This is a genomic window from Mucilaginibacter sp. cycad4 (assembly GCF_034263275.1).
In the GTDB taxonomy this organism is placed as follows: Bacteria; Bacteroidota; Bacteroidia; order Sphingobacteriales; family Sphingobacteriaceae; genus Mucilaginibacter.
Map to the genome: position 1 here is coordinate 7,097,510 of NZ_CP139559.1, position 13,788 is coordinate 7,111,297.

The window sequence follows — 13,788 nt, forward strand, 5'->3', positions numbered from 1 at the left end:
ACACGAATTAAGTAATGAATATCTAAATAGAATTAGCGCCAATTCGAAATAATTCGGGAAATTGGTGTCAATCAAGTTAGTGCTCCATATTAATTTGATTCTTCAGTGCTTGCTGATGTGCCTTATTAATGTTCTCCTTTAACTGTTCAAAAGTAAGCTCATTGGCAACGCCTAAATCAAACAGGTGAACATACGCACGGGGCTTCAGGCTTTCAAAGTAATCGATCAGGGTACAATGATAAACCACCTGGCAGGGGCCTTTTATCTGCCGCATTAGTTTATAAACACCGGTTTCAACACGGATATGCGTTTCATGGTTTGAGTATAGTTCGCCCTGCGGAAATATCACGATCAGGTTATCCGGATCATTTAATATCCCGGCCGAATAGCTGAGCGAGTCAAGTATTGCCCTCGACCCTTTTTGAATGGAGTAAGCCCCAATGTACCGAAAATAGCTATGCTGATCAAACTGGTCCTGCTGCATCATGATGTAGAATTGCTTTTTGAGGTCATAAACAGCTGTCCGGTTAGCAATGAAGCCGTCCCACCAGCTAAAATGATTGGTCAAAAGCAATATTGAATGGCCCGGGCGCGGCTCAAAGGGCTGTACATTAACCTCTTTAAAATTACGGCCAATCCACCATCTTACGCAACTGATGAATAGTTTACTCCAGAATTTCTTTTTACGCGAAGGTTCCATTTTTATTTAACTAAATACTCGTCCAGTGCCTTTGTAACCAACCAGTGCCCAAGGTCAACTTCATGCACTTCGGCCTCATCAAGCATCCCTAAAAATGGCATAGCTGCCGATTGTGGGAACAGTTTGTCATGCTTGCCAAATATCAGCAAGCATTTAATTTTATACTGATTGATGAGCCGGGCAATTTTCCCGGCATCGGGTTTTAACTGCCTGATCAAATTTAGGGTATAATAAGTGTCAAGCCGTTTTTGTTCGGTATCAATTTCATTATAAGCTATGCGGTAAAGGCTTTCGTCAATGGCGCCAACGGTTTTCATGCTCTTAACTAAAAAAGGTGCCAGCCATTTGCTTTTTGTAGCTGTGCGGAAAATTGCGCGGCCAAGCTTATTATGCAGTATAAAATGAAAGCCTTTAAATACGGCCAGGCCATCGGGGGCCATTAAAATGATATTATCAATCATGTCGGCATATTCTTCAACCAATATCAGGGCCAGGTTAGCGCCGATGGAGTAACCCATTACCGAAAAGCGCTGCCGGCCGTAAAGTTTAAACCACTCTTCCATATAGCTGCGCACCATGGCTTTGGGCATCCCGGCCAGGATCTGTTGTTCCGTCCAGCCATCCAGCCTGCTTTCGCCGTGAAAAAAATGATCGAAACCATAAATATGATACTGAGGTAAAACCGATTGATCAAGCACTTGAAACTGCTTACCAGTCATGCCGTAACCGTGAAAGGCCAGCAGCGGTTTTTGGCCGGTACCATATTCGTGAAAATGTGCTTTGCCCAAGCCGGGCAGATGTAAAAAACCCATTAAGGCAATATTAAGAATTTATGGCTTTTGTACAGCAAACAACCATGTTTTGTTTCAGGCAATGGTCAATTAGTGAAAGGTTATTTATCAATAAATCTCATGATCAGTTCCGTAGCCCCTACATTTTCCTTCACATAAGTTGAAACCTTTTTACTGGTAACGCTATAAAAAGCCTCATCATTAATCAGCGTTTCCACAATGCCTTTAAGTTCTGTTTCGTTGCCGATGCTAAAACCTGCTTTGAGGGCAATGAGCTCTTTCGCCTCATTAAATTTTTGATAGTTAGGGCCGAAGATGACCGGTAGTCCAAAAGCAGCTGCCTCCAGGGTATTATGGATCCCCACACCAAATCCGCCCCCTATATAGGCGATATCAGCATAAGCATAAAGGGACGAAAGCATGCCGATATTGTCGATGACGAGAGACTGAAGGTTGGAGGTTAGCGATTGGTTAATGAAATCTCCGGACTTCAGACCTTCGGCTTCGGACTTTAATTGAGAGAATGTAATGGCCTTCCCTTCGGGTAATAAACTTATCAGGTTGTTAATCTTCTCCTCCGGGATCTCATGCGGGGCGAAGATGAATTTCCAATCGGGATATTGGCTTACCAGTTTGGCCAGGAGGGCTTCATCTTGCGGCCAGGTGCTGCCTGCGATAAATAGTTTTTGCCCGTTTTTAAATTCTTCAATCAGGGGCAATTGTTTCCGATTTTGCGCATTGGCCCAAACGCGGTCAAAGCGGGTGTCGCCGCTTACCAATGTATTGGTAATGCCGATACCTTGTAATAACTGCTTAGAGGCCTCATCCTGTAAAAAAAAGTAGCTTACCAGGCTTAGTATTTTGCGGTTAAAACCGCCGTACCATTTAAAAAACACCTGCCCTTGCCTGAAAATGCCTGATACGATATACAGGGGGATTTTATGCTTGTTTGCTTCATTAAAAAAATGGAACCAGTACTCGTATTTAGTAAAAATGACAATTTCGGGGTTAATGGCATCAATAAACCTGCGGGCGTTTTGGGCGGTATCCAAAGGCAGGTAATAAACGTGGTCGGCAAGCGGGGTATTTTTCCTGATCTCATATCCCGAAGGAGAAAAAAAGGTGATTACTATTTTCTTTCCGGGGTGTAAATTTCTCATGGCTTCCAGTATCGGCCTGCCTTGCTCAAACTCGCCAAGTGAAGCAAAGTGAAACCAAATACTGCATTCCATACGTACAAAAACAGTGTTTTTACGTCCTGCAATCCAAAGCCTTGCCTTGTTGTTAAATAACGAGGCAAAACGGATAAAAAGGGAATATAATTTGATACCTATATTATATAATAACATCAATTTTAACGCTGAATGATTATCTTAGCCGGGCATAAAAGTAATAACAATAATTACAATATTGGTTTTACGGCCCGCCCGGTGCTATAATAAGCTGGTTATATGGTTGATTATACAAATATTGCTTACCTTAATTTGAAACACATTTAACACTATGAAAATTGCTGTAATTGGTACAGGTTATGTAGGCCTGGTAACGGGAACTTGTTTAGCCGAAACGGGAAATGAAGTAACTTGTGTAGATATCGTAGAGGAGAAGGTAAACAAGATGCGCAATGGCGAAATGCCAATTTACGAGCCGGGGCTTGATATTTTATTTCTGCGGAATATCAAACAGGAAAGGTTAACCTTTACCACCAACCTTGCCGAAGCAGTAGCACCGGCAAAAGTGATTTTTTTAGCCTTGCCAACGCCGCCGGGGGCCGATGGTGCAGCCGATTTGAGCTATGTGCTTGGGGCAGCAAAAGATATAGCCAAACTGATTACCGAGTATAAAGTGATCGTAACCAAATCAACCGTACCGGTAGGTACGGCAGATAAGGTAACCGCAGTGATGAAAGCCAATACCGATGTGCCTTTTGCGGTGGTATCCAATCCCGAATTTTTACGCGAAGGGGTAGCCGTAGAAGATTTCATGAAACCGGATAGGGTAGTGATTGGTACGATGGATGAAAAAGCCCGCCAGGTGATGGGCGATTTGTATGCACCCTACGTGCGCCAGGGCAACCCGATATTATACATGGACGAACGCTCATCCGAGCTGACCAAATATGCAGCCAACTCATTTTTGGCCACCAAGATCACGTTCATGAACGAGATTGCAAATATGTGCGAACTGGTAGGGGCAGATGTGGATATGGTACGCAAAGGAGTAGGGGCAGATGGCCGGATCGGTAAACGCTTCCTTTTTCCGGGGGTAGGTTATGGCGGCAGCTGTTTCCCAAAAGATGTGCAGGCATTGTCTAAAGCAGCCGAAGAGAATAAATACGATTTCAAGATCCTGAACTCGGTGATGGAAGTGAACGAAACCCAGAAGAAACGCCTGGTGGTCAAAATGCGCGAATATTACGGTGAAGGTGGGCTGAAAGATAAACACTTTGCATTGTGGGGATTGGCTTTTAAACCGGAGACCGACGATATCCGCGAAGCACCGGCACTGTATATCATCGATGAGTTGCTGGCAGCCGGTGCCACGGTGACCGCCTATGACCCGGAAGGTATGCCAAACGTCAAAAAACTGCTTGGCGATAAGGTTGCCTATGCCGCCAACCGGTATGATGCCCTTGAAGAAGCCGACGCCCTGCTGATCGTGACCGAATGGCCGGTATTCCGCACGCCAGACTTTGACTTTATGAAAGAAAAGCTAAAAGCACCGGTGATCTTTGACGGGCGTAATCTGTATGACCTGGACAGGATGAAAGACTATGGATTTTATTATAACAGTATAGGCCGTAAAATAGTAACAATATGACAGCAAGAAAAAGGATCCTGATCACAGGAGCAGCCGGTTTTTTAGGTTCACACCTGTGCGACAGGTTTATCAAAGAAGATTATCATGTGATCGGGATGGATAACCTGATCACCGGCGATTTAAGGAATATCGAGCATTTGTTCAAACTGGAAAATTTTGAGTTTTATAACCATGACGTATCCACGTTTGTGTATGTACCGGGCGATCTGCAGTACATCCTGCACTTTGCCTCGCCGGCCAGCCCGATAGACTATTTAAAAATCCCCATCCAGACATTAAAAGTAGGCTCACTGGGTACCCATAATCTGCTTGGGCTCGCCAGGAACAAGCAGGCACGGATGCTGATCGCCTCGACATCGGAAGTATATGGCGACCCAAACATCAACCCTCAACCAGAGGAATACTGGGGTAATGTAAACCCGGTAGGCCCGAGAGGGGTATATGATGAAGCCAAAAGGTTTCAGGAAGCCATTACTATGGCTTATCATACTTTTCACGGACTGGAAACAAGGATTGTCAGGATTTTTAACACCTACGGACCAAGGATGCGGCTGAACGACGGAAGGGTATTGCCGGCCTTTATCGGGCAGGCACTGCGGGGCGAACCGCTGACGATGTTTGGCGATGGCTCACAAACCCGGTCGTTTTGCTATGTAGATGACCTGATAGAAGGGATTTACCGCCTGCTGCACAGCGATTACGCCCAGCCGGTGAACATCGGCAACCCGGATGAAATCACGATAAAACAATTTGGGGAAGAGATCATCAAGCTGACGGGTACTAACCAGGAGCTGATCAGCCTGCCTTTGCCTACAGATGACCCTAAACAACGGCGCCCGGATATCACCAAGGCCAAAGCCATATTAGGCTGGGAGCCAAAAGTATCCAGGAGCGAAGGTTTGAAGATCACCTTAGAATACTTCAAATCATTACCCGAACATGAAATAAACCATAAAGACTTTACTTATTACAATAAGTAAGGGTAACGAGGCCGGAAATTAATTTTTTTGGCCTTTTTTATAATATAAAAGTGGATGAATTGTCACAATCTGCTTACTTTGCCAAACATTCAAATATACTCTCTATTTAAACCATGAAAATATTAGTAACAGGCGGTTTGGGTTTTATTGGTTCACACACCGTTGTTGAGCTGGTTAACGCGGGTTATGACCCCATTATTGTTGACGACCTGTCCAACTCCGACCCTAAAATATTAGATCAGCTTACAAAGATCTTAGGCTTTACCCCGGTATTTCACAAGCTTGATCTTTGCGATGAAGCCGCCGTTAGGTCACTCGCTCTTGCCGAGCCCGAAATAGGTGGTATTATCCACTTCGCAGCCTTCAAAGCGGTAGGCGAATCGGTAAAAAAGCCAATGAAATACTACCGGAATAATTTTTATTCACTTATCAACCTGCTCGAAGCTTATTACGGCAAGGCTATCAATTTTGTATTTTCATCCAGCTGCACAGTTTACGGACAGCCCGAAAAATTACCTGTTACAGAGAATGCGCCGGTGCAGCCGGCACAGTCGCCATACGGCAATACCAAACAAATAGCCGAAGAAATATTGGTTGATATGGTAAACTCCGGTAGCGATTATAAAGTAATATCATTACGTTATTTTAACCCGGTGGGTGCTCACGAGTCGGCCCTGATTGGCGAGTTGCCAATCGGTGTGCCACAAAACCTGGTACCTTTTATTACACAAACAGCCATAGGCAAACGCGAAAAAATAACCGTTTTTGGCGATGATTATAACACGCCTGATGGTAGCTGCATCCGTGATTATATTCACGTAGTTGATTTGGCCAAAGCCCACGTTGCTGCGTTAAGGCTTGCTGAAAAGGACGAGTTTAAAGGCTATGATGTGTTTAACCTGGGTACTGGCAACGGTACTTCGGTGCTGGAAGTAATTCACGCTTTTGAAAGCACAACCGGAGAAAAACTGAATTATGAAATTGGTCCGCGCCGTGAAGGTGATGTAGAGCAGGTTTGGGGCGATGTTACTAAATCATCAACCAAACTTGGCTGGAAAGCCAAACTTGGTATTGGTGAAATGATGTCATCGGCCTGGGAGTGGGAAAAATATATTGCTCAAAATCCGTTCAATTAATATCAACAGCAGGGAATGAAAAAGATCATTATTACAGGCGGCGCTGGTTTTATTGGTTCGCACGTGGTGCGCAGGTTTGTAAAAAACTATCCTGATTATAGTATTGTTAATTTAGACAAGCTTACTTATGCAGGTAATCTGGCCAATTTGAGGGATATAGAAAACGAGCCTAACTATAAGTTTGTAAAAGGCGATATCGTTGATATAGCTTTTATCAATGAACTTTTTGCGGCTGAAAACCCTGATGCGGTGATCCATCTTGCTGCTGAGTCGCATGTAGACAGGTCGATCACTAACCCGCTTGATTTTGTGATGACGAATGTAGTGGGTACGGTAAATTTACTGAATACCGCGCGCGGGCACTGGAAAGGCAGATATGATCAAACCCGTTTTTATCATGTATCAACCGATGAGGTATACGGTACGCTCGGTGAAGAGGGTATGTTTACCGAAGAAACCGCTTATGATCCGCATTCACCTTATTCGGCTTCAAAAGCAGGATCTGATCATTTTGTGCGGGCTTACCAGGATACTTACGGTATGGATACCGTGATCTCAAACTGCTCAAACAACTACGGATCGTTCCATTTTCCGGAAAAGCTTATTCCGCTGGCCATTAATAATATCAAACAAAATAAACCTGTGCCGGTGTATGGTAAAGGTGAAAATATCCGCGACTGGCTTTGGGTTGAAGACCATGCGCGTGCAATTGATGTAATATTCCATAATGCCAAATCGGGCTCAACCTATAATATAGGCGGGCATAATGAGTGGAAAAATATTGACCTGATCAAATTGCTTTGCAGTATATTGGACAAAAAATTAGGCAGGGCCGAAGGAGAATCGGCTAAGCTGATCACTTTTGTAACAGACAGGGCCGGGCACGATCTAAGATATGCTATTGATGCAGGCAAATTAAAAAATGATTTAGGTTGGGTGCCAGGCATAACTTTTGAAGAAGGTTTGGAGAAAACAGTTGATTGGTACCTGGCTAACGAGGAGTGGCTTGATGATGTAACATCGGGACATTACCAGCAGTATTACAGCAGTCAGTATAACGATAGATAAGAAATGTTCGGGCTTTTTAAGAAGAAAAAGGATTTAAGGGAATCAAAAAACAACTATGAAAGTATCATGGTTGATATGCATTCGCATGTATTGCCCGGAATTGATGACGGTGCAAAAACACCGGAAGATTCAATTGAATTGATAAAAAAAATGATGGCATTAGGGATAAAAAAAATTATCGCCACACCGCACATCATGATAGATTTTTATCGTAATACCCCCGAAACTATTGGGAACGCCCTTACCATATTAAAAGCCGAACTGGTTAAACAAGGAATTGATATACCTGTTGAAGCCGCTGCCGAACATTATTTTGATGAAACGTTTGAAGCACGTGTAGAGGAGGGCCCGATCATGACCATGGGGGATAACCATGTACTGTTTGAATTTTCATTTATAAATCAGCCGCCAAATACTTACAGTGTAATTCAAAAGCTTCATGACAAAGGGTATAAACCTATTTTGGCCCACCCTGAGCGCTACCAGTACCTTGATTTAGAGAAATTGAAAAACCTGCATAGCTGGGGCGTTGATTTTCAGCTTAATACCATATCGCTTACCGGGTATTATGGCAAGGAGATAAAAAAGATGGCCGAAGACCTGATTGATAGTAGTTTAATAGATTATATCTCAAGCGATATGCACCACTTAAGGCACGCAGCAGCATTTAGCGATGCGCTGAGAACAACCTATATTGAAAAATTGCTTGTGGATTACCCGCTTAAAAATAAGATGTTGTTGTAATAAATATATGTTAACGTTTAGGGAATGTGTTGATATAGCTTAAAAAACGTCATTGCGAGGTACGAAGCAATCCCCAGCTTACAGAGCCACTCTGTATATAGTTCGCGATTGCTTCGTACCTTACAGCAATGACGTTTTTTGTTTGCAACCAGTCTCTTAGAAGCTGTTTAAAAATGAGAGAAAGCATTTTTGTAGAGACGCATAATTGCGTCTCCCGGAGGACAAGCCGATTTCAAAAGCGCCCCTGCTGCCGTAAATTGCAAGCGAAAGACGCAATTATGCGTCTCTACATTCAAAAACTATCGTTTTTAAACAGCCTCTAAGATTTTGAAATAATTCTTTATTCGTATCTCAGCGCCTCAACCGGATCAAGCCTCGCCGCTTTTTTTGCAGGATAATATCCCGATATCAAACCTATAAACGTACATAGTACTACTGCAAAGAACAACCATCCCCATGGCACTACAAACGCGCCGCTTATTTGTACAGCAATGAGGTTTCCTGCTGCCATACCCAGTATCATGCCCGCTGCACCACCTATAAGGCAGATCACTATAGCCTCTATCAAAAATTGCTTACGGATAATTGCCGGGGTTGCCCCTATAGCTTTCCGCACCCCAATTTCGCGGGTGCGTTCTGTTACCGATACCAGCATGATATTCATAAGCCCAATGGCCGCGCCTATCAGTGTGATAATACCCACCGCAAAACCGGCAGCAGTAATACCGGCAAGCTGGCCTGATAGTTCTTTTTGAATAGAATCGCTCCGGCTTATTTCAAAGTTATCCTGGTTAATTACGTTAAGCCCCCTTACGTTTCTGAACAGGGAGGTGGCTTCGCCTATAGTGGCGTCGAGCGCACCGGGAGTAGCTACCTTAATGGTTACTGTAAATGACGCATTCTTGGTACTATCAATCTGTTTGGCTTTTAATACGGGGATCACACAAAATTTATCGCCACCGAATGAGCTTGAACCTTTTGAAGCAAATACGCCAACAATCCTGAACCTGTCGGTGCCAAGGTATATCGATTTATTTATCGGGTCTTCGGTTTTAAACAGTTTCTTTTTAATCTCATCGCCAATGATCACCACATTTGATCCATGTTCCAGCTCCGATGCGGAAAAGTTACGGCCGAAAGCCAGTTTCTTGCCCGCTGTTACCAGGTAATTTTCGTTTGAGCCCGAAATGGATATGTTTGGATTGGTTTTTTGGTTGCCGTATTTTGCCACCGCAGTGCCGTTTACCTCTAAATTAATGGCTACTGCCACAGGTAGCTTAAAGGTGTTTTTAAAACGTACCGCCTGATCATAAGTGATGGCCGGATACACTTTGCGGTGCCCGCCGTTGCCGAAGTTTAGCCCTTCGCCCCGGTTTTGTAAGGTGAAGGTGTTGGCGCCAAGATCGGCAAAAGCATCATTAGTGAATTGCCTGATCCCTTCAATCGCCGTTAAAATACCAACCAGTGCCATAATACCTATAGCTATGATCAGCGCTGTTAACGAGGTACGCAGCCTGTTGCCGGCTATGGACTGTAATGCAATAGAAATGTTTTCTTTGTAAGAGGTTTTTACCGGCATGGTATAAATATAAAAAAACTTGCTGGTATGACTAAGTATTATGCCTGTTTGTTACATGCTGGTTTAACTTAATTTTTGTGATCGATGTGACCATAGCCCCTGATTTGGTAATGTGCTAATTATGTTATAATTTCCTCTTGAATTTAAACCTTAAAATGAAAAGTTATTACCTCCTGTTTGCTATCGCCATGCTTGCTTTGAGTATTTCAAACGCACATGGTCAGATTGAGATAACAAGACCGATAGAACAATATGGTTTCAATCAAAAAACAGTAGTTACCAATGCCAAAGGCGAAAAATATACTTATGTTAAATGGCGTGAACTGATGGCAACCGGCAACTATATGTTGAAGCCAGTACAGCATGATAGTGACAGTTCTGCTTTTATATTAACCAAACGTGACGCGGTTGCTGATGGCATTTTGTCGGCCAACGCCAATAAGCCGCCTGAAACCAGGTTTTTTAAAACGGGCAATGCCTTTAGCTTTTTCAATATGAGAGATGTTAACGGTAATGTGATTACGGCTGCAGATCTGAAGGGGAAAATAGTTGTGCTCAATTTTTGGTTTATTGCCTGTCCGCCATGCAGGTATGAAATGCCGGAATTGAACCGCCTCGTCGACGCTTATCAGAATAGTAAGGATGTTGTATTTATTGCAATTTCTTTGGATAAAGCTGAGCAGGTTGAACAATTTCTGAAAGTGTCGCCATTTAAATACCATGTGATTAGCGATTCGATGCCCCTGTTTTCTTATTACGGGGTTGATGAATGCCCGGTGAGCCTGGTTGTTGACAGGGAAGGGGTTATACAGTTTAACAGCCAGGGCTACGGCGATGGAATGGTGCCAAACTGGATCAGGAAAACGATATCTGATATTAAGTAGTGGTTATAAATATCAACCGGTAACGAATAGGTACGCTGCTGATAGTTTGCCACATTACCGAAATACAAAACAAAAGCCGCTTCATAATAAATACGAAACGGCTTTCAATATTTTAACCGGGTTGATTTTAAACCGAAAAAGAAGAGCCGCAACCGCAGGTGCTGGCAGCATTAGGGTTGTTGAAAGTAAAACCACGGGCATTTAATCCATCCTGGTAATCGATTTGCATACCAGCCAGGTATAATCCGTGTGCCTTGTGCATAAATACTTTTACACCATCAATGAAGTATTCCTGGTCGCCGTCTTTTTTCATGTCGAAGCCTAAAATATAGTTCATACCCGAACAGCCACCACCTTCAACACCAACGCGTAAACCAAAGTCGTCGCTTATTTCTTGCTGGTCTTTTAATTTAAAAAGTTCTTTTACTGCGCCCGGTGTAAAAGAAACCGGAGCGGTTTCAACAGCTATACTCATCTTATTTTTATTTATTCTACACAAATATAACGTAAAATGCAGATTTTTGTTAGTGTCATAATTTTATGACCCCTGTATAACATTTATAAACATGCCTAATCTGCTTTTTTTGTTTGATATTTTAAAATATACTATTTCGGGCTTAGGCGTGGTATATATCGCTTTCTACCTGTTTAAACCATATCTTGATAAGTCAGAAAGTATCCAGCTATTGGAGTTAAAACGTACCATCAGTAATCAAACCCTGCCGTTACGCTTACAGGCCTATGAAAGGGTTGTACTATTCATTGAAAGGGTTAACCCGGCAAGCTTGCTTATCCGCCTTAACGGATCGGCCGATACTGCTGCCGAATTACAGGCCATCATTATTAATGAGGTACGCAATGAGTTTCAGCATAACATTACGCAGCAAATTTATGTAAGCGCCCGGGTTTGGAATGTGGTGAAAAGGGTAAAGGACGATACTATTAACATGATCAATAACGCGGTGAAGGCATTGCCGCCAAATACCTCAGCGCTTGAGTTGAGTAAAGTGATCCTGGTGCATTTAAGCAAACTGGAAGATAATCCTTATGATGTAGCACTTGGACTGATCAGGCAGGATATGGAAGAATTATACTAAGCTTATGGCCAGGGATAAAAAGATCACCACTACATCGGGTATTGAAATTAAGGAGGTTTATACCGAACCTTCAAATATGAATGAATTGCCCGGTGAGTTCCCTTTTACCCGCGGCATCCAAAAAGATATGTACCGGGGCAAACCCTGGACTATGCGCCAATACGCCGGTTTCTCAACCGCCGAAGAATCAAACAAGCGATATCATTATTTATTAAGCCAGGGTACAAACGGTTTATCAGTAGCGTTTGACCTACCAACACAGATCGGTTATGACTCCGACCACGCCCTTGCGGAAGGTGAGGTGGGCAAGGTAGGGGTAGCGATTGATTCGTTAAAGGATATGGAGACCCTGTTCGCAGGTATCGAGCTGAAAAGCATCACCACCTCCATGACCATCAATGCTACAGCTTCTATTCTGCTGGCCATGTACATTGCCCTGGCAAAAAAACAGGGCGCCGATCTGAAACAGATTTCTGGTACTATTCAGAACGACATATTAAAGGAATACGCAGCCCGCGGTACTTATATATATCCGCCCGCGCCATCTATGCGGCTTATTACCGATGTATTTGAATACTGCAGCAAAGAGGTGCCCAAATGGAACACTATTTCCATATCAGGGTATCACATCCGCGAAGCAGGCTCAACGGCAGTGCAGGAACTGGCATTTACGTTGGCCAACGGTAAAGCCTATTTAAAAGCTGCGCTTGATAAGGGGCTTGATATTAATGTATTTGCCAAACGCCTTTCCTTCTTTTTTAACTGCCACAGTAATTTTTTTGAGGAGATAGCCAAGTTCCGGGCCGCCAGGCGCATGTGGGCGCATATTACCCAACAACTGGGAGCTACCGATCCTGGTGCCCAGAAGCTCCGCTTTCATACGCAAACAGGTGGCTCGACATTAACTGCTCAGCAACCGCTTAATAATATTATAAGGGTAAGTAACCAGGCCATGGCCGCGGTGCTGGGGGGCACGCAATCATTGCATACCAACGGATATGATGAAGCATTGTCGTTACCAACAGAAGCAGCAGCCAAAATAGCATTGCGCACCCAACAGATCATCGCGTTTGAAAGCGGTGTTACCGATACGGTTGACCCGCTTGCCGGGTCCTACTTTATCGAAGCATTGACAGATGAGATAGAAGCTGCTGCTCAATTATATATAGATAAGATAGATGCTATGGGCGGTGCGGTAAAAGCCATAGAGCAGGATTACATCCAGCAGGAGATAGCAGCCTCGGCTTACCAGTACCAGCAGGAGATTGAAACCGGCGAAAAAGTTATTGTTGGTGTTAACCGGTTTACCCAGCCGGAGGAAGCCCCTGTTAACGTGTTTAGGGTGGATGATGCCATCAGAAAAATGCAGTCGGAAAAAATTGCAGAACTAAAAAGTACGCGTAACAGGGAAGCCGTTGAGAAAAGTTTACATCTTTTGGGAATAGCGGCCTCGGGTACTGAAAACTTAATGCCTTTTATCGTAACTTCGGTAGAGAGCTATGCTACCCTGGGAGAGATTGCCGATGTATTACGCGGTGTTTTTGGAGAGTATTAGCATCGTGGTGTGGCTCTTTTGCATGTGTTTATAGCGTGTCACAAATCAAAATACCTGACTTTTATTTTTTATAAGGCACTAAACCAGCGCGTTATTTTATTGTTTGTAATAACCACCGGGAGGACGCAAACATTACCCATGTTTTGACGTATAATTAAGGGTTGTAACTCTCGTTTTTATTTTTATTTTTCTTGAAATTTCAAAAAAATAAAAAAATAATTAAGAAATAATTGGATTGTGATTTTTATATCAAAAATTATAGTATCCATACAAAAATTTCATTAAAAAATCGAATTTGTTAGTAAATAGTCAATTGTTAAAAAAGTGAAAATTTAATTTTTTTATAAGCTTTTTTTGGCAATATTCGATGTTCCGTAGCAAGGCCAAAAGTTGTTTCGCTGGGGGTTGGAAATCAATATTTTACTTTTATCTAT

Annotated in this window: 13 protein-coding genes; 8 read left to right on the forward strand and 5 right to left on the reverse strand. The window is 43.1% G+C overall.

What is annotated here, in order from left to right:
* Positions 1-76: 76 nt before the first annotated feature.
* The 3 genes from SNE26_RS29420 to SNE26_RS29430 all read right to left on the reverse strand — a co-directional run bounded on the left by SNE26_RS29420 (position 77) and on the right by SNE26_RS29430 (position 2,840).
* Complete coding sequence (locus SNE26_RS29420; protein WP_321557356.1) at positions 77-700, reverse strand: lysophospholipid acyltransferase family protein; 624 nt, start codon at positions 698-700, stop codon at positions 77-79.
* 2 nt (positions 701-702) lie between these two features.
* Positions 703-1,512 (reverse strand): alpha/beta hydrolase, encoded by an 810-nt coding sequence (locus tag SNE26_RS29425; RefSeq protein ID WP_321557357.1) that lies wholly within the window; start codon positions 1,510-1,512, stop codon positions 703-705.
* Between the two features lie 80 nt (positions 1,513-1,592).
* Positions 1,593-2,840 (reverse strand): glycosyltransferase N-terminal domain-containing protein, encoded by a 1,248-nt coding sequence (locus SNE26_RS29430; protein ID WP_321557358.1) that lies wholly within the window; start codon positions 2,838-2,840, stop codon positions 1,593-1,595.
* Positions 2,841-2,994: 154 nt separating this feature from the next.
* Here SNE26_RS29430 and SNE26_RS29435 point away from each other — a divergent pair, with 154 nt between their 5' ends.
* From SNE26_RS29435 to SNE26_RS29455, 5 genes are all read left to right on the forward strand, one after another.
* Positions 2,995-4,311, forward strand: a complete 1,317-nt coding sequence (locus tag SNE26_RS29435) for a UDP-glucose/GDP-mannose dehydrogenase family protein (RefSeq protein WP_321557359.1) — start codon at positions 2,995-2,997, stop codon at positions 4,309-4,311.
* Complete coding sequence (locus SNE26_RS29440) at positions 4,308-5,291, forward strand: UDP-glucuronic acid decarboxylase family protein (protein ID WP_321557360.1); 984 nt, start codon at positions 4,308-4,310, stop codon at positions 5,289-5,291. The genes SNE26_RS29435 and SNE26_RS29440 overlap by 4 nt, the downstream gene beginning before the upstream one ends.
* Before the next feature lie 113 nt (positions 5,292-5,404).
* Positions 5,405-6,427, forward strand: coding sequence for a UDP-glucose 4-epimerase GalE (galE, locus tag SNE26_RS29445; protein WP_321557361.1), 1,023 nt, complete (start codon positions 5,405-5,407; stop codon positions 6,425-6,427).
* A gap of 15 nt (positions 6,428-6,442) precedes the next feature.
* Entirely contained in the window at positions 6,443-7,495 is a 1,053-nt protein-coding gene (gene rfbB, locus SNE26_RS29450; protein ID WP_321557362.1) for a dTDP-glucose 4,6-dehydratase, read from the forward strand.
* A 3-nt stretch (positions 7,496-7,498) separates the two neighbouring features.
* Positions 7,499-8,239 carry a CpsB/CapC family capsule biosynthesis tyrosine phosphatase gene (locus SNE26_RS29455; RefSeq protein ID WP_321557363.1) on the forward strand — a complete coding sequence of 247 codons (741 nt, stop codon included), beginning with the start codon at positions 7,499-7,501 and terminating at the stop codon, positions 8,237-8,239.
* Positions 8,240-8,579: 340 nt separating this feature from the next.
* Here the strand turns inward: SNE26_RS29455 and SNE26_RS29460 are convergent, their stop codons facing one another.
* Positions 8,580-9,818 carry an ABC transporter permease gene (locus tag SNE26_RS29460; RefSeq protein ID WP_321557364.1) on the reverse strand — a complete coding sequence of 413 codons (1,239 nt, stop codon included), beginning with the start codon at positions 9,816-9,818 and terminating at the stop codon, positions 8,580-8,582.
* Between the two features lie 155 nt (positions 9,819-9,973).
* Between SNE26_RS29460 and SNE26_RS29465 the strand changes: the two genes are divergently transcribed.
* Positions 9,974-10,702, forward strand: a complete 729-nt coding sequence (locus SNE26_RS29465; RefSeq protein WP_321557365.1) for a TlpA disulfide reductase family protein — start codon at positions 9,974-9,976, stop codon at positions 10,700-10,702.
* 127 nt (positions 10,703-10,829) lie between these two features.
* Here the strand turns inward: SNE26_RS29465 and SNE26_RS29470 are convergent, their stop codons facing one another.
* On the reverse strand, positions 10,830-11,177 hold the full coding sequence (locus SNE26_RS29470; protein WP_321557366.1) for an iron-sulfur cluster assembly accessory protein: 348 nt from the start codon (positions 11,175-11,177) through the stop codon (positions 10,830-10,832).
* 91 nt (positions 11,178-11,268) lie between these two features.
* Between SNE26_RS29470 and SNE26_RS29475 the strand changes: the two genes are divergently transcribed.
* Positions 11,269-11,799 carry a hypothetical protein gene (locus SNE26_RS29475; RefSeq protein WP_321557367.1) on the forward strand — a complete coding sequence of 177 codons (531 nt, stop codon included), beginning with the start codon at positions 11,269-11,271 and terminating at the stop codon, positions 11,797-11,799.
* A 4-nt stretch (positions 11,800-11,803) separates the two neighbouring features.
* On the forward strand, positions 11,804-13,354 hold the full coding sequence (locus tag SNE26_RS29480; protein ID WP_321557368.1) for a methylmalonyl-CoA mutase family protein: 1,551 nt from the start codon (positions 11,804-11,806) through the stop codon (positions 13,352-13,354).
* The last annotated feature ends 434 nt before the right edge of the window (positions 13,355-13,788 follow it).